Source organism: Streptomyces sp. NPDC093089 (assembly GCF_044754405.1).
In the GTDB taxonomy this organism is placed as follows: domain Bacteria; phylum Actinomycetota; class Actinomycetes; order Streptomycetales; family Streptomycetaceae; genus Streptomyces.
The window spans coordinates 494,673-514,936 of the sequence record NZ_JBIVPA010000005.1; the positions used below are offsets into that span (position 1 = coordinate 494,673).

Here is a 20,264-nt window from a genome sequence, read left to right on the forward strand (position 1 = left end):
GACGGCCGGTACGGAAACCGGGCGCGTACGGGCCGGGCCCGCACGACCGGGCCCGCACCGACCGGGCCCGTGCGGCCAGGTCCGTGCGGCCCGGTCCGTACGGGCCCGGTTCCCGTGCGACGGCGGCTCAGAAGCCGCTGCGCGCCCCGCCGTCCACCGGGAGCATCAGCCCGGTCAGGTACGAGGCGGCCGGGGACAGCAGGAAGGCCGCCGTCCGTCCGAACTCCTCCGGGGTGCCGTAGCGGCGCAGCGGGATCCTGGCCTCGTTCGCCGCGCGGGACGCCTCCGCGTCGCCGGAGAGCGCGTCGAGCGAGCGGACCCGGTCCGTGTCGATCCGGCTCGGCAGCAGGCCGACCACCCGGATGCCGCGCGGCCCCAGGTCGTTGGCGAGGGACTTGGCGAAGCCGGCGAGGCCGGGGCGCAGGCCGTTGGAGACGGTCAGGCCGGGGATCGGCTCGTGGACCGAACCGGACAGCACGAAGCCGATCACCCCGCCCTCGGCGAGCGTCTCGGACGCCGCGCGCGCCAGCCGCACCGCGCCGAGGAAGACCGTGTCGAAGGCGGCCGTCCACTGCTCGTCGGTGTTGTCCGCCGCGAAGCCGGGCGCCGGGCCGCCGACGCTGATCAGGATGCCGTCGAAGCCGCCGAACCGGGCCCGCGCCTCGGCGATCAGCCGGGCCGGGGTCCCCGGGTCGGCGTTGTCGGCGGCGATCCCGGCGGCGCCCTCGCCCAGCTCGGCGACCGCGTCGGCGACCGCCTTCTCCTCGCGCCCGGTGATCAGCACCCGGGCGCCCTCCGCGAGCAGCGCCTCCGCCGAGGCCCTGCCGAGCCCCCGCGTCGCGCCGGTCACCACGTACACACGGTCCTTCAGTCCAAGATCCATGGCCCTATCCTGCCGCCTCCCCGGCGGCGAGCGCGAAGGCCGTGCCCACCAGGCCGATGTGGCTGAACGCCTGCGGGAAGTTCCCCAGCTGGCGGCCGGTCGCCGGGTCGTACTCCTCGGCGAGGAGTCCCACGTCGCTGCGGAGCGCGATCAGCCGCTCGAAGAGCTCGCGGGCCTCGTCGGGCCGGCCGGTCAGCCACAGGGCGTCGGCGAGCCAGAACGAGCAGACGAGGAACGTCCCCTCCTGCCCCGGCAGTCCGTCCACGGCCCCCGCCGAGTCGACGCTGTAGCGCCGGACGAACCCGTCGTGCGTCAGCTCCGCCCGTACCGCGTCCACCGTGCCCACCACCCGGGGGTCGTCCGGCGGCAGGAAGCCGACCTGCGGGATGAGCAGGGTGGCGGCGTCCAGCTCCTTCGAGCCGTACGACTGGGTGAAGGTGTTCCGGGCCGGGTCGTACGCCCGGGCGCACACCTGGGCGTGGATCTCGTCCCGCATGGCCCGCCACCGCGCGGCGTCGCCCGGCAGCGAGGGATCGGACTCCAGGGTGCGGACGGCGCGGTCGGCGGCCACCCAGGCCATCACCTTCGAGTGGGTGAAGTGGCGGCGCGGCCCCCGGACCTCCCAGAGGCCCTCGTCGGGCTCCCGCCAGGTCGACTCCAGGAAGCCGAGCAGGCTCAGCTGGAGGTTCCAGGCGTGCCGCTCGGGTGGGATGCCGGCCTCGCGGGCGCGGTGGAGCGAGTCCATCACCTCGCCGTACACGTCGAGCTGGAACTGGTCGACGGCCGCGTTCCCGGTCCGCACCGGCGCCGAGTCGGCGTAGCCGCGCAGCCACGGCAGGGTCGTCTCGGGGAGCCGGCGCTCCCCGGCGGGGCCGTACATGATCTGGAGGTCGGCGGGGTCGCCGGCCACGGAGCGGAGCAGCCAGTCCCGCCAGGCGGCGGCCTCCTCGACGTACCCGGCGGCCAGGAGCGCGCCGAGAGTCAGGGAGGAGTCGCGCAGCCAGCAGGCGCGGTAGTCCCAGTTCCGCACGCCGCCGAGCTCCTCCGGCAGCGAGGTGGTGGGGGCGGCCATGATCCCGCCGGTGGGGGCGTACGTGAGGGCCTTGAGGGTGATGAGGGAGCGCATCACGGCCTCCCGGTGGGGGCCCCGGTAGGTGCAGCGGGCGGACCACTCCCGCCAGTCGGCGAGGGTCAGCTCCAGGGCCTCGTGGGGGTCGATGAGCTCGGGGCGCGGCTCGTGCGAGGGGTGCCAGGTCAGGACGAACGCGACCCGTTCGCCGGCGCCGACGGTGAAGGAGGAGCAGGTGGAGAACTGCTGGCCCCAGGTCTTGACGTGGGGTTCGCTGCGCAGCCAGACCGAGTCAGGACCGGCGATCGCGACCCGGTGGCCGTCGGAGCGGCGCACCCAGGGCACGATCGAGCCGTAGTCGAAGCGCAGCCGCAGGACGGCGCTCATCTCGACGCTGCCGCTGATTCCCTCGACGATCCGCATCAGGTCCGGCGCCCTGTCCCGCTGGGGCATGAAGTCGACGACCTTGACGGTGCCCGTACGGGTCTCCCAGTACGTCTCCAGGACGAGGGAGTCCTCGGCGTAGCGGCGGCTCGTGCAGGTCGTGGCGCCTTTGGGGGCGATCTGCCAGTGGCCGTTGTTCTCGTCCCCGAGGATCGCGGCGAAGCAGGCGGCCGAGTCGAAGCGGGGTAGACACAGCCAGTCGACCGACCCGTCGCGGCCGACGAGCGCGGCGGTCTGGAGATCGCCGATGAGGGCGTAGTCGTCGATACGTTGCGTCACGCTTTGGGCTGTTCCCGGAAGCGGCGCCGGTCAATCAGCGGGACGGGACGGCCTCGACCGCAGCCGTGTCGCCTTCCGGGGAGCCGGGGACGTCGGAGGCCTGCCCGGACTGCCGGTCGCGCTTCTCCCTGCGCACCAGGATCACCCAACCGACGGGTACCCCGGCCGCGAACAGCCACCACTGGACGGCGTACGCCATGTGGGCGCCGATCGAGTCGTGGTCGGGTTCGGCGATCTGCTCGGGGGTGTCGTTCGCGGAGGCGGGCTCGGTCTGCTCCAGGTAGCCGCCGAGCACCTCGCGGCCGATCAGCTCGGCCTGCTGCCGGCTGCTGATCAGCATCACCTGGCGGTCCGGCAGGCCCTTCAGGTCCTTGATGCCGCTGGCTCCGGTGGTCTCGTCCGCCTTGAGCCGGCCGGTGACGGTGACCTCGCCCCCGGGGGCGGGCGGCACCTCGGGGAAGGCGTGCTGGTCGGAGGCGGCCGGTACCCAGCCCCGGTTGACCAGGACGGTCCTGCCGTCCTTCAGGACCAGCGGGGTGAGGACGTGCACGCCCACCCGGTCGTCGGCGTTGGTGCGGCGGCGGACGACCACCTCGTGCGCCGTGTCGAAGGTGCCGGTGGCGGTGACCCGGCGCCAGTAGTCGGTGCGCGGGACGGTGTGGCCGGGGGAGGTGAGCTCCTCGACCGGTACCGGCGCGGCGGCGATGTTGTCCGCGATCAGGGCGTTCTGGGCGACCCGGCGCTCGTGCCGGTGGAACTGCCAGAAGCCCAGCTCGATCATCGTGGGGACGAGGACGAGGGCGATGAGGGTGAGGATCACCCACTGCCGGGACAACAGGAAGCGGTACACCCCATGACCGTACATCCGGCTCCCCGGGGCGTACGCAGGGGGGTTCGGCTCGCCCGGGGGCGAGCCCAGGATCGTTTCCTCAGGTCCTGTCCCGCTCACACCCTGTCGACGATGCCCACCTTTCCCTCCGCGCGGGCGCAGTGGCCGCCGCAGTACCAGCTGCCGTCGACCTCGACGCCCTGTCCGATGATCTGGACCCGGCAGTGCTCGCAGATGGGCGCCATGCGGTGGATGGCGCAGGAGAAGCAGTCGAAGACGTGCACCGCGCCCTGCGCGTGCACCTCGAAGGACATGCCGTAATCGTTTCCGCAGACCTCGCAACGTGCCATGCGCCACAGGGTGGGGCTCCCGCCCCGGCGCGCGCAGCACGCCGCGCCCGCCGGGGCGGGTGTGTCACCCGTCTGCCGGGGTCACGTCCCGCAGCAGCTGCGTGTAGGCGGCCTCGTCGACGACCGGCGTGCCGAAGGACCTGGCCTTGACCGTCTTGGACGTCGCCGCGTCCGGGTCGTTGGTGACGAGCAGGCTCGTCAGCCGGGAGACGCTGGTGGCGACGTGGAGCCCGGCGTCGACCGTGCGGTCCTCCAGGAGCTCCCGGTCGACCGAGGTGTCCCCGGAGAAGGCGATCCGCATGCCCTGCTTGAGTGGTTTGTCCGACTCGTAGCGGCCGGGGTTGGGGTACGGGCACGCCGGGCGCTTCCGCGACGGGCGCCAGCTGTTGGCCCGGTAGGAGGACTGGTGGCCGACCTGGGACTGCGCGGGCGTCGCTGCCCACTCCGTCAGCGGCCGGCACTCCAGGAGCGGCAGCCGCACGTTCCGCTCGGCCGCCGCGTGCAGGCTCGGCCGGAACGCCTCCGCGAGGACCCGGGCGTCGTCCAGCGCGTTGTGCGCGCGCTGCTGCACCACGCCGAAGTGCGCGGCGAGCGACTCCAGCTTGTGGTTGGGCAGCGGCAGCGACAGCTCCTTGGCGAGCGCGATCGTGCACAGCCGCTGGCGCACCGGCGCCGCCGACTCGGCGCGCGCGTACTCCCTGGCGATCATCTGCCAGTCGAACATCGCGTTGTGCGCCACGAGCACCCGCCCGTCGAGGCGCGCCGCGAACTCCGCCGCGATCTCCGGGAACAGCGGCGCGCCCTCCAGGACGTCGCTGGTCAGACCGTGGATCCACACCGGTCCCGGGTCCCGCTCTGGATTGACCAGCGTGTACCAGTGGTCCTCGACGTTCCCCTGGGCGTCCAGCCGGTAGACGGCAGCCGACACTATCCGGTCGTCGCGGGCGAGTCCGGTGGTCTCCACGTCGACGACCGCGTACCCCTGCGGGTAGGCGGCCGGCCACGTCGCTGCTGTCGTACGGTCGTCAAGCACGGTCACAGAGAATACGGCCCGCGGCCGACATCTCCGTCCCCGGTGCCCCCGGCGGCCCCCGCGAGCAGCCCGTCCACGAGCGCCCGCACGGAGTCCACGAAGAGCTGCTCGGTGTCGATCGGGGCGGCCAGGGCGCGTGCCAGCGGCCCGTCGGCCTCGGCGTCCTCCCCGCGCCACAGCTCCTCCTCTGCGGGGGACTGGGCCGGGGCGCGTTCGCGGTTGCGTTCGACGAGGACGTAGCCGACGACCTGGAACTGGAGGGCGCGGACGGACCGGGCGGCGGCCGCGCCGCGCAGACCGGCGGCGTGGGCCTCGTGGACCAGGGCGCGCTGGGCCGGCAGGAACATGCGCTCGGTGAGGCCCCGCTCGTGCACCATCGCGACGAGGTGCGGGCGCTCGCGCAGGGCGCGGCGCAGCGAGCGGGCGACGGAGACCATCCGCTCGGCCGGGGTCGCCCCGTGCGGGCGGATGGCGCCGAGGTCGGCGACCGTGCGGGCGACGAGCGCGTCGAGGAGCGACTCGCGGTTGCCGACGTGCCAGTAGATCGAGGTGACGGCGGTGCCGAGTTCGGCCGCCAGCCTGCGCATGGTCAGGGCGGCCGGGCCGTGCTCCCTCACCAGGGCGGCGGCGGCGTCCAGCACCTCGTCGCGGCTCAGTGCGGAGCGCGCCATCGCATCCCCCAACTCCTCTGCGTGCACGGGCCTTTACCGTTCATCGCCATCGGTGTAACTGTGTTACAGGCCGACGATCCCGAAGGGTGGTACGTCATGGCACGAGTACGGTACGGGGCGCGCAGCGACGCGGAGGCGGCAGCGGCCCGCGAGCGGTCCGCCAGGCTCCCCGACATCTGGTCCACCGGTGTGGTCGCCGTCTGGGAGACCGACCCGGACGTCGTCGCGGCGGTCCTGCCGCCCCCGCTGAAACCCACTGCGCGCCCCCTCGTGCGCGCCAACATCAGCCGGGTCGACCTGCCCGGCTACCCCCTCGGCGCCGGCTCGGTGGCGGTCGCCGCCGCCCACGGCGACAAGGAGGGCTGGTACCCGCTGGTCATGCCGATGACCCACGAGCGGGCCCTGACCGGCGGGCGCGAGGTCTTCGGCGAGCCGAAGAAGCTGGGCGAGGTCACGGTCGAGCGCGACGGGCTCGTGGTCCGCGCCGCCCTGGCCCGGCACGGCATCGCGTTCGTGGAGGTGCGCGGCGCCGTCTCCGGCCCGCTGCCGCTGCCGGAGCCCGTCGAGAAGACCGACTTCTACTTCAAGTTCCTGCCGGGCGTGGAGGGAGCGGGCTTCGACGCCGACCCCGTCCTCGTCCACTGCGTCCGCAACGAGAAGGTGCGGAAGCTGGAGCGGGTCACCGGGGACGTGGTGCTGCGCGAGTCCATGTACGACCCGGTCGCCGACCTCCCCGTACGCCGGCTCGTCGAGATCACCATCGGAGAGAAGACCACCGACCAGAAGGGCACGGTCGCCGAACGCGTCTCCGCGCGGGCCCTGCTGCCCTACGTCCACCAGCGCTACGACGACCCGCTCCAGATTCTCGACGGACCCCCCGAGACGAGCGTCCCGAAGGAGGCGCCCGATGGAGCTGCGTGAGGGGCAGGTCGCCGTCGTCACGGGCGCGGCGAGCGGCATCGGGCTCGCGATGGCCCGCCGCTTCGCCGCCGAGGGCCTCGCCGTCGTCCTCGGGGACGTCGAGCGGGCCGCCCTGGAGGAGGCCGCCGACGAGCTGATGGCGAGCGGGGCGCAGGTCCTCGCCCGCACCGTCGACGTCTCCGACCCCGACGAGGTCCGGGCCTTCGCGGACGCCGCGTACGACACCTTCGGCGCCGTCCACGTCCTCTGCAACAACGCAGGCGTCGGCTCCGGCGCCGAGGGCCGCATGTGGGAGCACGAGCCCAACGACTGGAAGTGGGCGTTCTCGGTCAACGTCTGGGGCGTCTTCCACGGCATCCAGGCCTTCGTCCCGCGCATGCTCGCGAGCGGCGAGCCCGGCCACGTCGTCAACACCTCCTCGGGCGACGGCGGCATCGCCCCGCTGCCCACCGCCTCCGTGTACGCGGTCACCAAGGCGGCCGTCGTCACCATGACCGAGTCGCTCTACGCCCACCTCAGGGCCGAGCACGCGCGCGTGGGCGCGTCCGTGCTCTTCCCCGGACCCCACATGCTCCGCACCGGCCTGTGGGAGTCGCACCGCAACCGGCCCGAGCGGTACGCCAAGCAGCGGCCGCGCCGGACCCCCTACCGCAGCCTCGACCAGTGGGAGGCCGCCATGAAGGAGGCCGGGCACGAGGTGGCCTTCACGCCCGTCGAGGAGGTCGCCGGGCACGTCGTCGACGGCATCCGCGCCGACCGCTTCTGGATGCTGCCCGAGAGCGAGCACAGCGACCGGCAGATCAGGGCGCGCTCGCAGGCGATGCTCGACCGCGCCAACCCGTCCTACCTGGAGAAGTTCATCCTCGACTGACCGGCCAAGGAGCCCGACGTGAGCTTCGAAGACCCGTACCTGATCATCTCCTCCGACTGCCATGCCGGGCTCCCCACCGAGGAGTACCGGCCCTACCTCGACCCCCGCTTCCACCGGGACTTCGACGACTTCCTGGCGGGACGCGAGGCCCGCCGGGAGGCCATGACCCGGCTCGGGGTGCGCAACGAGGCCTTCGCGAACAAGTGGTTCAGCGACAACGAGGAAGGCCTGCGCGGCGGCTGGGACGCCGCCCAGCGGATCAAGGAGCTCGACGGCGACGGGGTGGCCGCCGAGGTCGTCTTCCCCGACGCGGACGCCGTCGACAGCCAGACGGCCGCGCCCTTCGGCGTCGGCCTCGGCCTCTCCGGCGACCAGGACCCGGAACTCGGCATGGCGGGCGCGAAGGCGCACAACCGCTGGCTCGCCGAGTTCGTCGGGCAGAACCCCGAGCGGCACTGCGGGGTCGCCCTGCTCCCCGTCACCGCCGACGTCCGCGAGGTCGTCGCCGAGATCCACCGGGCCAAGGAGTCCGGACTCGGCGCGCTCATGATCCCCTCCATGTGGGTCGACAAGACGCCGTACCACGACCGGCACTACGACCCGGTGTGGGCGGCCGCCGCCGAGACCGGCATGCCGGTCGTCACCCACTCCGGGGCCGCGCCCCGCGAGGAGTACGGCGACCACCTCGGGATCTACGTCTCCGAGGTCACCTGGTGGCCGGCCAGGCCGCTCTGGTTCCTGCTCTGGTCCGGGGCCTTCGAGCGCCACCCCGGGCTCCGGTTCGGCGTCGCGGAGTCCGGCTGCTGGTGGCTGCCGAACCTGCTCTGGTTCATGGACCGGCTCTACCTCGGCGCGCACGGCGGCAAGAAGCTGTCCCCGTTCGCCGAGCTGAAGCGGCCGCCGAGCGAGTACCTGGACCGGCAGGTCTTCGTCTGCGCCACCAACACCAAGCGGCGCGAACTCGCCCAGCGCTACGAGATCGGCGTCGACAACATCCTGTGGGGCTCCGACTTCCCGCACCCGGAGGGCACCTGGCCCGACACGCGCGCGTGGCTGCGGAGGACGTTCCACGACATCCCGGTCGAGGAGACCCGGCGGATGCTCGGCCTGGCGGCGGCGGAGGTCTTCGGCTTCGACCCCGGCGCCCTGGCGCCGATCGCGCGCCGGATCGGCCCCACCCCCGCCGACCTCGGCCAGTCCGCCGACCAGGCCGCCGTCGAGGCCTCCTGGGCCCGCTCGCGCGAGGTCGGCCGCCACTGGCTGACGGACCACGACTTCCCGGTCCTCGGGACGCGCTGATGGGCGGCGAAGCGATGGACACGGACCGGTACACCGTCATCTCCGCCGACTGCCACGCGGGCGCCGACCTCCTCGACTACCGGCCGTACCTGGAACGGCGGCACCACGAGGCCTTCGACGCCTGGGCGGCCGGCTACGTCAACCCGTACGAGGACCTGCTCGCCGACACCGCCGACCGTAACTGGAACTCGCGGCGCCGGCTGACCGAGCTGGAGGCGGACGGCATCGTCGCCGAGGTCGTCTTCCCCAACACCATCCCGCCGTTCTTCCCCTCCGCCTCCCTGATGGCCCCGCCGCCGACCCGCGAGGAGTACGAGCTCCGCTGGGCGGGCCTGCGCGCCCACAACCGCTGGCTGGCCGACTTCTGCGCGGACGCGCCGGGCCGCCGGGCGGGCGTGGCGCAGATCCTGCTCAACGACGTGGACGAGGCGGTACGGGAGATCCGCCGCGCGAAGGAGGCGGGCCTGACCGGCGGCATCCTGCTGCCGGGCGCCCCGCCCGGATCCGGCGTGCCCGAGCTGTACTCGGAGGCGTACGACCCGATCTGGGCGGTCTGCGCGGAGCTCGACGTGCCGGTCAACCACCACGGCGGCTCGGCCTCGCCGCCGCTCGGCGACGAACCCGCGGCCCGCGCCGTCTTCATGGTGGAGACCACCTGGTTCTCCCACCGGGCCCTGTGGCACCTCGTGTTCGGCGGCGCCTTCCGCCGCCACCCGGACCTCAAGCTCGTCCTGACGGAGCAGGGCTCCGGCTGGATCCCCGGGGTCATGGACATGCTGGACTACTACCACGCCCGGCTCGTGGCGGCCGCGACGCGGGCCACGACCGCCGAGTCCCGGTTCGGTGCCGGTCTCGCCGCCTCCATGGGCAAGGGCCCCAGCGAGGTCTGGCGCGACAACTGCTACGTCGGTGCGAGCTTCATGCGTCCGCACGAGGTGCCGCTGCGCGACCGGATCGGCCTCGACAAGATCATGTGGGGCAGCGACTACCCGCACGACGAGGGCACCACGCCGTACTCCCGCGAGGGGCTGCGGATCGCCTACGCGGGCGTGCCGAGGGACGAGGTCGCCGCCATGGTCGGCGGCAACGCGGCCCGCGTCTACGGCTTCGACCTCGACCTCCTCGACGCGCTGGCCGCCGTCCACGGCCCGACCGTCGAGGAGATCGCCGAGCCGCTGAAGGAGGTCCCCGCGGACGCCACCAGTCCGGCGTTCGCCCCGGGCGGGTCGGTCCGCGTCTGGTGACCCGCCGGGTGCGACCCTCCTGACGTGACGTCACCCCCCGTACCGGACACCGCCCACGACGAGGACCACGGCGGAGGCCTCGGCTCCCGTCTCAACTGGCTCCGGGCCGCCGTGCTCGGAGCCAACGACGGCGTCGTCTCCACCGCCGGCCTCGTCGTCGGCGTCGCGGGCGCCACCGAGTCCCGGGCCGCCCTGCTCACGGCCGGCCTCTCGGGGCTGCTCGCCGGCTCGATGTCGATGGCGGCGGGGGAGTACGTCTCCGTCTCCACCCAGCGCGACTCCGAGAAGGCCGCGCTCGCCCAGGAGAAGCGCGAACTGCGCGAACGGCCGGAGGCCGAACTCCGTGAACTCACCGGCCTCCTGGCCGCCCGCGGCCTCTCGGAGGACGTGGCCCGCGAGGCGGCCGAACAGCTCACCGAGCGCGACGCGCTGCGCGCCCACGCGCGCGTGGAGCTGGGCATCGACCCCGACGCCCTCACCAACCCCTGGCACGCGGCCGGCGCCAGCTTCCTCGCCTTCACCGTCGGCGCCCTGCTGCCGCTCCTCGCGATCGTCCTCCCGCCTGCCTCCGCCCGTCTCTGGGTCACCGTCCTCTCCGTCCTCGCCGCGCTCACCTTCACCGGCTGGTGGAGCGCCCGCCTCGGCAGCGCCCCCACGGGCCCCGCGATCCTCCGCAACGTGGCCGGCGGCGCCCTCGCGATGGCGGTCACCTACGGGGCCGGATCGCTCCTCGGCGCGGCCGGGGTGTAGCGGGCGGCGCGGACGGTTGTCGGAAGGTGCCAAAGCTTGCTGACAAGTCGTCTCGCATACTTGTTGGTAACCACGTCTAGCGGGGCCCCGCCCGTCCCGCCTACCGTCGACGCCATGCCGAACCTGCCCGATGTCGTGCTCTGGTCCATACCGGCGTTCGTCCTGCTCACCGTCGTCGAGATGGTCAGCCACCGGATCCACCCCGACGAGGACGCCGCCGGATACGAGACCAAGGACGCCGCCACCAGCCTCGGCATGGGCCTCGGGAGCCTCGCCTTCGACGCGCTGTGGAAGATCCCGATCGTCGCGGTCTACACCGCCGTGTACGAGCTGACCCCGCTCCGCGTGCCCGTCCTGTGGTGGACGATCCCGCTGATGCTGCTCGCGCAGGACTTCCTCTACTACTGGCAGCACCGCGGCCACCACGTCATCCGGATCCTCTGGGCCTGCCACGTCGTCCACCACAGCAGCCGCAAGTTCAACCTCACCACCGCGCTGCGCCAGCCGTGGACCAGCGTGACCGGCTGGCCGTTCTACCTGCCGATGATCGCCCTCGGCGTGCACCCGGCGGCCGTCGCCTTCTGCTACTCGCTCAACCTCGTCTACCAGTTCTGGATCCACACCGAGCGCGTCGACCGGCTGCCCCGCCCCTTCGAGTACGTCCTCAACACCCCCTCGCACCACCGCGTCCACCACGCCTCCCAGGGCGGCTACCTGGACCGCAACTTCGGCGGCATCCTCATCGTCTGGGACCGGATGTTCGGCTCCTGGGTCGGCGAGACCGACCGGCCCGTCTACGGGCTCACCAAGAACATCGAGACCTACAACCCGCTGCGCGTCGCCACCCACGAGTACGCCGCCATCGCCCGCGACGTCCGGGCCGCGCACAACTGGCGCGAGCGCGCCGGCCGCGTCTTCCGCGGCCCCGGCTGGCAGCCGTCCCCCGCCGCCCCGACGCACCCCGTCGCCGGGAACACGACCGCCCCGGAGGCCGCCGCGTGAGCACCGCACCCACGGCCGTCCGCGCCGTCCCGGCCACCGTCTCCCGCGCGCTGCTCGCCGCCTTCGCGGTCGCCGCCGCCGTCGACCTCGTCTCCCTGCTCGCCGGCGCCGACCTCGGCCACCAGATCGCCAAGCCGCTCCTGATGCCGCTGCTCGCCGCGTACGCGCTCACCCTCGGCGCCCCGAAGACGCTCACCGCCGCCCTCCTCTTCGGCTGGGGCGGCGACGTCTTCCTGCTCTCCGACGCCGACTGGGCCTTCCTCGTCGGCATGGGCTCCTTCGCCGCCGGACACGTCTGCTACCTGGTCCTCTTCGGCCGCCGGCGCACCTCCCCGGCACTCGGCGCCCTCTACGCGGCGGCCCTCGTCGGAACCGTCGTCCTCCTCTGGCCCGACCTCCCCGCCGACCTGCGGATCCCCGTCGCCGGCTACTCCCTGCTCCTCACCGCCATGGCCTACCGGTCCAGCGCCCTCGGGCTCCTGGCCGGCCTCGGCGGCGCCCTCTTCCTGCTGTCCGACACCCTCATCGCCACCGGCGTCGCCGAGTGGCCGCAACTGCCCGCACCCGACTTCTGGGTCATGCTGACCTACATCGCGGCGCAGTACCTTTTGACTGCGGGAGCGCTCCAGGCGATGTACGGTGAGCGTCGTACAAACGTCTGACAGGGAGGACCGCCCCGCATGCGCGCCACCACCATCCACGCCCCGTTCGACATGCGCGTGGAGGACGTGCCCGACCCGGTGATCCAGGACTCCACGGACGTCGTCCTGCGCGTCCTGCGCGCCTGCATCTGCGGCAGCGACCTGTGGGCCTACCGCGGCGAGTCCCCCCGGCAGCCCGGCCAGCGCATCGGCCACGAGTTCCTCGGCATCGTCGAGGCGGCGGGCTCCGACGTCACCGGCTTCGCCGCCGGCGACCTCGTCGTCTCCCCCTTCGTCTGGTCCGACGGCACCTGCGACTACTGCGCCGAGGGCCTCCAGACCTCCTGCCCGCGCGGCGGCTTCTGGGGCTCGGGCGGCTCCGACGGCGGCCAGGGCGAGGCTGTCCGCGTCCCCTTCGCCGACGGCACCCTCGTCAAGCTCCCCGCCGAGGCCGCCTCCGACGACCGGCTCCTCACCGCGCTGCTCGCCCTCTCCGACGTCATGGGCACCGGCCACCACGCCGCCCTCGGCGCCGGGGTGAAGCCCGGCTCCACCGTCGCGGTCGTCGGCGACGGCGCCGTCGGCCTCTGCGGCGTCCTCGCCGCCAAGCGCCTCGGCGCCGAGCGGATCATCGCCCTCGGCCGCCACACCGCCCGCACCGACATCGCCCGCCTCTTCGGCGCCACCGACGTCGTCGCCGAACGCGGCGAGGCCGCCGAGGCCGCCGTCCGCGAACTCACCGGCGGCCAGGGCGCCCACGGCGTCATCGAGGCCGTCGGCACCGAGCAGTCCATGCGCACCGCGATCGCCATCGCCCGCGACGGCAGCTCCATCGGCTACGTCGGCGTCCCCCACGGCAGCGGCACCGGCCTCGACCTCGACGTCATGTTCGACCGCAACATCGCCCTCCGCGGCGGCGTCGCCCCCGTCCGCGCCTACATCCCCGAGCTCCTCCCCGACATCCTCTCCGGCGCCATCGACCCCTCCCCGGTCTTCGACCTCACCGTCGACCTCGACGGCGTCCCCCACGGCTACAAGTCCATGGACGACCGCTCCGCCCTCAAGGTCCTGATCAAGCCGTAACCCCCAGGGGGCCCCGTCATGGGGCCCTCGTGGTCGTACCCCTCCAGTGTGGGCAACGTTCCGCAGGGCGGAACGGGTGGGCACACGTCCGTTGCTGGGCACCGTCCCGGCCCCGCTCCGCCCGTACGCGCCCCCCCGTCAGGCCCCGAGCCCCTCCGGAGCGTCCGCCCCCGCGCACCCCGGAGGCAGGCCCGCCCCCGTCAGGCCCCGCCCCCGTCAGGCCCCGACCCACTCCGGAGCGTCCGCCCCCGCGAGCCCCGGCGCCCGCGACCACCCCGCGGGCCCGCCCTCGTAGGACACCGGGGACAGCGCGTACCGCAGGCGCCCCAACGGACCCTCGGACTCGCCGAGGTACCGCCCGGGCTCGTACCGCGGGAGCGCGTGCGTCAGCCAGTGGCCCGTCTGGGCCAGCGCCAGCCGGACGAGCCGGGTCCCGCCGTCCCGGTCCTGCTCCGTCAGCGCCCGCAGCACCGCCGCCGCCAGCAGGTACCCCGTCCCGTGGTCCAGGGCCTGTGCCGGCAGCGCTCCCGGCTCCGCCGCCGAGCCCTCCACCGCGGCGATGCCCGTGGCGACCTGGACGAGGGAGTCGAAGCCGCGCCGCTCGCCCCAGGGCCCGTAGTCGCCCCAGGCGGAGAGCCGGGCGGTCACGAGGCCGGGCCGGTGGAGGTCGAACCGGTCGAGCGCGCCCGGCCGGTAGCCGGTGACCAGGACGTCGGCGGAGTCGAGGAGTTCGCCGAAGGTACGCCGGTCCGACGGCCGGTCCAGGTCGAGCGCGGCGGTCCGCTTGCCGACGTCCGTGTCCGCGTGCTGGTCGGGGAGTTCGGGGCGGTGCGGCGGGTCGATCCGCAGCACGTCCGCGCCGAGCAGCGCGAGCGTCCGGGTGGCGACGGGACCGGCGATGACCCGGGTCAGGTCGAGGACCCGCAGCGGCCCCGTACGGCGCCGGGGCGGGGCGTCGTCGAGCCGCTCCCGGGTCAGCAGCGGCCGGCCCGCCACCTGGCGGCCCTGCTCGCTCGCGGCCCACTCGTCGGGCGTGCGCAGGGCGACGGCGAGGCCCCCGGCCGCGTACACCGCCGTCTCGACCTCGACGGCCTTCCGTTCGCCGATCGCCGCCGCGACGGCCTCGACGGAGTCGGAGGCGTCCAGCGCGGCGAGCAGCGAGGCCTTGTGGTGCGGGTAGTTGGCGTGGGTGCGGACCCAGCCGTCGGCGGCCCGCCAGAACCGCGACAGGGGCGCGAAACTCACCGGTGCCCGCCCGTCGACCCGCAGGTGGCGCTCGCTCACGAAGGCGGTGGCGACGGCCCCGTCGTCCACCCGTACGGGCCCGGGAAGGCCCGCGTGCTCCACGGCGGCGAGCGAGCAGGCGGCGACGGAGGCCCGCGCCAGGTCCATCACGGGCAGCCGGGCGGGCAGCAGCCCGGAGGTCCCGCCGTACTCCACGCGGTCGACCAGGGCGGGATCGCCGCCGAGGGCCGACCACAGCAACTCCGTACCGGAACGCACTGTGTTGTCCATGACGGCACTATGGCACTCAGTGCCACGCAAAGGGCCCCGGTGTGGCACACCACACCGGGGCCCTCCGTCACCGCACCTCCGCGACTAGCGGCGGACGGCGTCCAGCGCGTCGAGCAGACCGGCCCCGTAGAAGCCGTTCTTGTTCTTGCCGCCCTCGCAGACGGCGTCGATCTTGCCGTCGCCCTCGATGTCGTACGGGTTGGTGCAGGCGAGGTCGTCGGCCTGCGCGTACATCAGCGCCTTGAGGGCCGCCGGGCTCGCGTAGGGGTGCGTCGACTTGAGCAGCGCCAGGACGCCCGCCACGTGCGGCGCGGCCATCGACGTGCCGGCCTTGTAGTTGTAGCCGCCGTTGACCGTGGTCGACAGGATGCGGCCGTTGACCGCCGGGGCGTCCGGCGTCTGGTACTCGGTGCGGTCACCGCCGGGGGCGGTGATGTCGACGACGCCGAGACCGTAGTTGGAGTAGGACGCCTTGATGCCCTTGGCTCCGGTCGCGGAGACCGTCACGACGCCCGGCAGCATGGCCGGGTAGTCGAAGCACTCCTTCGGGTCGATGACCCGGTTGCCCGGAGTGCTGTCGTTCGGGCTGCTGTTGTCGACGATCGAGTCGGCGGCCAGGTCGAACTTGGAGTTGCCGGCCGCGGCGACGTTGACCGCGCCCTTCTTCTCCGCGTACCGGCTCGCGCGGGTGACCGCCTCGATGAGGGCCTTCTGGTCCTCGTCGTTCTTGCAGGCGAACATCCACGGGTCGGTGTAGTAGCTGTTGTTCGTGACGTCGACGCCGTGCTCGGCCGCCCACACGAAGCCGCAGACGACGGCCTCGGTGTAGAAGTAGCCGTCCGGGGTGGACACCTTGATGCCGGAGACCTTGACGCCCGGGGCGACACCGGTGATGCCGATGCCGTTCTTGGCGGCGGCGACCGTGCCGGCGACGTGCGTGCCGTGGTCGCTCTCGCCCGGGTTGGGGCGCCACGATCCGGGGGTCGTGTCCGGCTTGCCGGACACGCAGTTGGCGGACGCGGCGGCGTCGAAGTTCGGCGCGAGGTCCGGGTGGGTGTCGTCGACACCCGTGTCGATGACGCCGACGGTGACGCGCTTGCTGCCCAGCGTCCGCTGGTGGGCCTTGTCGGCCTTGATCGCCGGGAGGTCCCACTGCAGGGGCTCCAGCGGGTCCTGCCCGTCCGTGGCGCTGGCGGCGGCGGCCTTGGCCTCGGCCGCGGACAGCGTCTGCGCGCCCTCGTCGACGGAGTCGTCGGACTGGACGGAGAGCGGGGCGGTACGGGTCGAGCCGGCCGACACCACGCCGCGCGCCTGACGGATCGTCTTCGCGAACTCGGGGTTCTGCGAGTGGACGACTATCACGCCTATCTGGTCGTACGAGATGACCACCTCGCCGCCGGCGGCGGCTATCGCCTTCTTCACCGAGGCGGCGGTCCAGCGACCCCCCTCGACGTTGACGACGTACGACAGCTTCGGGCCGTTCGCCGTCACGGTGGCCGTGGCGCCGCTCAGTTCCGCGGCGGAGGCGGCGCCGGGGGCAAGGAAGCCGAGCGAGGCCGTGAGCGCGAGACCGACCGGCAGAGCAAGAGCTCGGCCGCGCCTCGATCCCAGATGAGCCATGGGTTCTCCACATCATCCGTATGTACTGCTCGCACGCGGGTTTACGCGTGAGCAGGTGCATGACGAGTGAAGCTATCGCTGATCTTCCCGAACCTTCAATGAGTTGAGAAGACTTCATGAAGATCTGCCCAAGGAATTCCCCCGTGTGAACCGCTTCGCATCCGGCTCCGTGCCGTTGGTCAGGGGAGGGGCTCCGCACGGAGCCCCGGTTCCCGCACCCCCCGGTGAGGCCCCCTTGACCATGCCGTCCGCCCCCGCGTCACGAGGAGATTCCGTGGCTACCGAAGCACCGCCGCCGCCCAGGAACGGGACGGAGACCGACCACGGTCCCGCGTCGCCCACGACGGAGGAGTTCATCGAGGTGCAGCAAGGCGCGGAGTTCGGCGAACTCCGCCGGACCTACCGCTCCTTCGCCTTCCCCCTCACCCTCGCCTTCATCGCCTGGTACCTGCTGTACGTCCTGCTCTCCAACTACGCCGGCGACTTCATGGGGACCAAGGTCTTCGGCAACATCAACGTGGCGCTCGTCCTCGGCCTCGGCCAGTTCCTCACCACCTTCCTCATCGCCTGGCTGTACTCCCGGCACGCGGCGAACCGCCTGGACCCCCGGTCCGAGGCCATCCGACACCGCATGGAGGGCGACGCATGAGCACCCCCGTCCTGCTCGCCGCCGACAACGCCACCGCCGAGCACCGGCCGCTGATCATCGCCCTCTTCGGCGCCTTCGTCGTCGCCACCCTCGTCATCACCGTCTGGGCCGGCCGCCAGACCCGCAGCGCCGCCGACTTCTACGCCGGCGGACGCCAGTTCACCGGCTTCCAGAACGGCCTCGCGATCTCCGGCGACTACATGTCCGCCGCGTCCTTCCTCGGCATCGCCGGCGCCATCGCCCTCTTCGGCTACGACGGCTTCCTCTACTCGATCGGCTTCCTCGTCGCCTGGCTCGTCGCCCTGCTCCTGGTCGCCGAACCCCTGCGCAACTCCGGCCGCTTCACCATGGGCGACGTCCTCGCCTACCGGATGCGCCAGCGGCCCGTCCGCACCGCCGCGGGCACCTCGACCATCGTCGTCTCGATCTTCTACCTGCTGGCCCAGATGGCGGGCGCCGGCGTCCTCGTCTCGCTGCTGCTCGGCATCACCAGCGACGGCGGCAAGATCGCGATCGTCGCGCTCGTCGGCCTCCTGATGATCGTGTACGTCACCATCGGCGGCATGAAGGGCACCACCTGGGTGCAGATGGTCAAGGCGGTCCTGCTCATCGCGGGCACCCTCCTGATCACCTTCCTCATCCTCCTCAAGTTCCACTTCAACGTCTCCGAGCTGCTCGGAGCCGCCGCCACCAACAGCGGCAAGGGACCGGCCTTCCTGGAGCCCGGCCTGAAGTACGGCGCCACCGCCATCTCCAAGCTGGACTTCCTCTCGCTCGGCATCGCGCTCGTCCTCGGCACCGCCGGCCTGCCCCACATCCTGATCCGCTTCTACACGGTCCCGACGGCCAAGGCCGCCCGCAAGTCCGTGAACTGGGCCATCGGCATCATCGGCGCCTTCTACCTGATGACGATCGTCCTCGGCTTCGGTGCCGCCGCCCTGCTCAAGAACAGCGACATCGTCGCCTCCAACAAGGCCGGCAACACCGCCGCCCCGCTCGCTGCCCTGGAGATCGGCGGCGGAGCCGGTTCCACCGGCGGCGCGATCCTCCTCGCCGTCATCTCCGCCGTCGCCTTCGCGACCATCCTCGCCGTCGTCGCCGGCCTGACCCTGGCCTCCTCGTCGTCGTTCGCGCACGACATCTACGCCAACGTCATCCGGCGCGGCCAGGCCACCGAGCAGGAGGAGGTCAGGGCCGCCCGCTGGGCGACCGTCCTCATCGGCATCGTCTCCATCGCCCTCGGCGCCCTCGCCCGCGACCTCAACGTCGCCGGCCTGGTCGCCCTCGCCTTCGCGGTCGCCGCCTCCGCCAACCTGCCGACGATCCTCTACTCGCTCTTCTGGAAGCGCTTCACCACCCAGGGCGCGCTGTGGTCGATCTACGGCGGCCTGATCTCCGCCGTCGTCCTCGTGCTGTTCTCGCCGGTCGTCTCCGGCAAGCCCACGTCGATGTTCAAGACGGTCGACTTCTACTGGTTCCCGCTGGAGAACCCCGGCCTCGTCTCCATCCCGCTCGGCTTCCTGCTCGGCTGGCTCGGCTCGATCCTCTCCAAGGAGGAGCCGGACAAGGGCAAGTACGCGGAGCTGGAGGTCAAGTCCCTCACCGGCGTCGGAGCGCACTGATCCGGATACGGTGCGCGGTCGTCGAGCGGTCGCGTCGTAGAGTTCTACGACGCGACCGCCCCGGTCCTCGTGACAATCCACCCTGCTCGTCGGCCGTGGGCTCACGTAGGCTCGGACCACACGCATCCACACGACGGGGAGGGGGCCCACAGTGCTCATCGACACCTACGGCAGGGTGGCCACCGACCTGCGCGTCTCGCTCACCGACCGCTGCAATCTGCGCTGCACCTACTGCATGCCCGAAGAGGGCCTCCAGTGGCTGGCCAAGCCGGACCTGCTGACCGACGACGAGATCGTCCGGCTGATCCGCATCGCGGTCACCGACCTCGGCGTCACCGAGGTCCGCTTCACCGGCGGCGAGCCGCTGCTCCGCCCCGGCCTCGTCGGGATCGTCGAGCGCTGCGCCGCCCTGGAGCCCCGGCCCCGGATGTCCCTCACCACCAACGGCATCGGGCTCAAGCGCACCGCGAGCGCCCTCAAGGCCGCCGGGCTGGACCGGGTCAACGTCTCCCTGGACACCCTGCGCCCCGACGTCTTCAAGACCCTCACCCGCCGCGACCGCCACCAGGACGTCCTCGACGGCATGGCCGCGGCCCGCGACGCCGGCCTCACCCCGGTCAAGGTCAACGCCGTTCTGATGCCCGGACTCAACGCCGACGAGGCGCCCGACCTCCTCGCCTGGGCGATGGACGAGGGATACGAGCTCCGCTTCATCGAGCAGATGCCCCTCGACGCCCAGCACGGCTGGAAGCGCGACGGCATGATCACCGCCGGTGACATCCTGGAGTCCCTCCGCACCCGCTTCACGCTGACCGCCGAGGGCGCCGACGAGCGGGGCTCCGCGCCCGCCGAGCGCTGGGTCGTCGACGGCGGACCGCACACGGTCGGCGTCATCGCCTCCGTCACCCGGCCGTTCTGCCGGGCCTGCGACCGGACCCGGCTCACCGCCGACGGTCAGGTCCGCACCTGCCTCTTCGCCACCGAGGAGACGGACCTGCGGGCCGCACTCCGCTCGGACGCCCCGGACGAGGCGGTCGCGGAGATCTGGAAGAAGGCCATGTGGGGCAAGAAGGCCGGCTCCGGCCTCGACGACCCGAGCTTCCTCCAGCCCGACCGCCCGATGTCAGCCATCGGAGGCTGAGTCCCAGTCGTCCAGCGGGACGACGTCCTTCAGGAAGCCCCGTACGCCCAGGAACTGGGAGAGGTGCTCGCGGTGCTCCTCGCACGCGAGCCAGGTCTTGCGCCGCTCGGGCGTGTGCAGCTTGGGGTTGTTCCACGCGAGGACCCAGACGGCGTCGACACGGCAGCCCTTGGCGGAACAGATCGGATTCTCTTCACTCACCGGATCATTGTCCGGCAAGGGCGATGCCGAGCAGCCACGGGGGGAGCTGCCCGGCATCGGTCCGTCGCTCCGACGGGGGATGCGGAGCGCGTAGGAAGTATGTCACGGCACATGGGGTGTGGTGCACTGGAACTACATGATTGATCT

20 protein-coding genes are annotated in these 20,264 nt (G+C 72.7%); 11 read left to right on the forward strand and 9 right to left on the reverse strand.

Annotated features, from left to right (window positions below; genetic code table 11):
• Positions 1–127 precede the first annotated feature (127 nt).
• The 6 genes from ACIQFX_RS14935 to ACIQFX_RS14960 all read right to left on the reverse strand — a co-directional run bounded on the left by ACIQFX_RS14935 (position 128) and on the right by ACIQFX_RS14960 (position 5,558).
• Positions 128–883: an SDR family oxidoreductase gene (locus ACIQFX_RS14935; protein ID WP_402462696.1), complete on the reverse strand. Its 756-nt coding sequence runs from the start codon at positions 881–883 to the stop codon at positions 128–130.
• A gap of 4 nt (positions 884–887) precedes the next feature.
• Positions 888–2,675 carry a glycoside hydrolase family 15 protein gene (locus ACIQFX_RS14940; protein WP_402462699.1) on the reverse strand — a complete coding sequence of 596 codons (1,788 nt, stop codon included), beginning with the start codon at positions 2,673–2,675 and terminating at the stop codon, positions 888–890.
• A 34-nt stretch (positions 2,676–2,709) separates the two neighbouring features.
• A complete protein-coding gene (locus ACIQFX_RS14945) occupies positions 2,710–3,525 on the reverse strand; it encodes an SURF1 family protein (RefSeq protein WP_402462702.1) in 816 nt (271 codons plus the stop codon).
• Positions 3,526–3,620: 95 nt separating this feature from the next.
• The gene (locus tag ACIQFX_RS14950; protein WP_402462705.1) at positions 3,621–3,854 is read right to left on the reverse strand and encodes a hypothetical protein; all 234 of its coding nucleotides are present in this window, start codon (positions 3,852–3,854) and stop codon (positions 3,621–3,623) included.
• Between the two features lie 64 nt (positions 3,855–3,918).
• On the reverse strand, positions 3,919–4,893 hold the full coding sequence (locus ACIQFX_RS14955) for a DEDDh family exonuclease (RefSeq protein ID WP_402462707.1): 975 nt from the start codon (positions 4,891–4,893) through the stop codon (positions 3,919–3,921).
• Positions 4,890–5,558 carry a TetR/AcrR family transcriptional regulator gene (locus ACIQFX_RS14960; RefSeq protein WP_402462710.1) on the reverse strand — a complete coding sequence of 223 codons (669 nt, stop codon included), beginning with the start codon at positions 5,556–5,558 and terminating at the stop codon, positions 4,890–4,892. Before ACIQFX_RS14960 ends, ACIQFX_RS14955 begins: the two co-directional genes overlap by 4 nt.
• Positions 5,559–5,654: 96 nt before the next feature.
• Between ACIQFX_RS14960 and ACIQFX_RS14965 the strand changes: the two genes are divergently transcribed.
• The 8 genes from ACIQFX_RS14965 to ACIQFX_RS15000 all read left to right on the forward strand — a co-directional run bounded on the left by ACIQFX_RS14965 (position 5,655) and on the right by ACIQFX_RS15000 (position 13,369).
• Positions 5,655–6,479 carry an acetoacetate decarboxylase family protein gene (locus tag ACIQFX_RS14965; protein WP_402462712.1) on the forward strand — a complete coding sequence of 275 codons (825 nt, stop codon included), beginning with the start codon at positions 5,655–5,657 and terminating at the stop codon, positions 6,477–6,479.
• A complete protein-coding gene (locus tag ACIQFX_RS14970) occupies positions 6,466–7,350 on the forward strand; it encodes an SDR family NAD(P)-dependent oxidoreductase (RefSeq protein WP_402462715.1) in 885 nt (294 codons plus the stop codon). Before ACIQFX_RS14965 ends, ACIQFX_RS14970 begins: the two co-directional genes overlap by 14 nt.
• 18 nt (positions 7,351–7,368) lie before the next feature.
• Positions 7,369–8,649, forward strand: a complete 1,281-nt coding sequence (locus ACIQFX_RS14975; protein WP_402462718.1) for an amidohydrolase family protein — start codon at positions 7,369–7,371, stop codon at positions 8,647–8,649.
• Positions 8,649–9,893, forward strand: a complete 1,245-nt coding sequence (locus ACIQFX_RS14980; protein ID WP_402462721.1) for an amidohydrolase family protein — start codon at positions 8,649–8,651, stop codon at positions 9,891–9,893. The genes ACIQFX_RS14975 and ACIQFX_RS14980 overlap by 1 nt, the downstream gene beginning before the upstream one ends.
• A 24-nt stretch (positions 9,894–9,917) precedes the next feature.
• Positions 9,918–10,643, forward strand: a complete 726-nt coding sequence (locus ACIQFX_RS14985) for a VIT family protein (protein WP_402462724.1) — start codon at positions 9,918–9,920, stop codon at positions 10,641–10,643.
• A 114-nt stretch (positions 10,644–10,757) separates the two neighbouring features.
• Complete coding sequence (locus ACIQFX_RS14990; protein WP_402462727.1) at positions 10,758–11,645, forward strand: sterol desaturase family protein; 888 nt, start codon at positions 10,758–10,760, stop codon at positions 11,643–11,645.
• Positions 11,642–12,307: a lysoplasmalogenase gene (locus ACIQFX_RS14995; protein WP_402462730.1), complete on the forward strand. Its 666-nt coding sequence runs from the start codon at positions 11,642–11,644 to the stop codon at positions 12,305–12,307. Before ACIQFX_RS14990 ends, ACIQFX_RS14995 begins: the two co-directional genes overlap by 4 nt.
• 18 nt (positions 12,308–12,325) lie before the next feature.
• Positions 12,326–13,369 (forward strand): zinc-dependent alcohol dehydrogenase family protein, encoded by a 1,044-nt coding sequence (locus ACIQFX_RS15000; RefSeq protein ID WP_402462732.1) that lies wholly within the window; start codon positions 12,326–12,328, stop codon positions 13,367–13,369.
• 216 nt (positions 13,370–13,585) lie between these two features.
• Here the strand turns inward: ACIQFX_RS15000 and ACIQFX_RS15005 are convergent, their stop codons facing one another.
• Together ACIQFX_RS15005 and ACIQFX_RS15010 are read right to left on the reverse strand one after the other, a co-directional pair.
• Complete coding sequence (locus ACIQFX_RS15005) at positions 13,586–14,884, reverse strand: CoA transferase (protein WP_402462735.1); 1,299 nt, start codon at positions 14,882–14,884, stop codon at positions 13,586–13,588.
• Between the two features lie 84 nt (positions 14,885–14,968).
• Positions 14,969–16,504, reverse strand: coding sequence for a S8 family peptidase (locus ACIQFX_RS15010; RefSeq protein ID WP_402462738.1), 1,536 nt, complete (start codon positions 16,502–16,504; stop codon positions 14,969–14,971).
• Positions 16,505–16,778: 274 nt separating this feature from the next.
• Here ACIQFX_RS15010 and ACIQFX_RS15015 point away from each other — a divergent pair, with 274 nt between their 5' ends.
• The 3 genes from ACIQFX_RS15015 (at position 16,779) to moaA (ending at position 19,916) form a co-directional block, all read left to right on the forward strand.
• Positions 16,779–17,153, forward strand: coding sequence for a DUF485 domain-containing protein (locus tag ACIQFX_RS15015; protein WP_402462741.1), 375 nt, complete (start codon positions 16,779–16,781; stop codon positions 17,151–17,153).
• Entirely contained in the window at positions 17,150–18,775 is a 1,626-nt protein-coding gene (locus ACIQFX_RS15020) for a cation acetate symporter (RefSeq protein ID WP_402462744.1), read from the forward strand. The genes ACIQFX_RS15015 and ACIQFX_RS15020 overlap by 4 nt, the downstream gene beginning before the upstream one ends.
• A 151-nt stretch (positions 18,776–18,926) precedes the next feature.
• Entirely contained in the window at positions 18,927–19,916 is a 990-nt protein-coding gene (gene moaA / locus ACIQFX_RS15025) for a GTP 3',8-cyclase MoaA (RefSeq protein ID WP_402462748.1), read from the forward strand.
• On the opposite strand, the gene ACIQFX_RS15030 is transcribed toward moaA, so the two are convergent.
• Positions 19,899–20,174 (reverse strand): hypothetical protein, encoded by a 276-nt coding sequence (locus tag ACIQFX_RS15030; protein ID WP_402462751.1) that lies wholly within the window; start codon positions 20,172–20,174, stop codon positions 19,899–19,901. The two genes, moaA and ACIQFX_RS15030, sit on opposite strands and share 18 nt — an antisense overlap.
• Positions 20,175–20,264 lie beyond the last annotated feature (90 nt).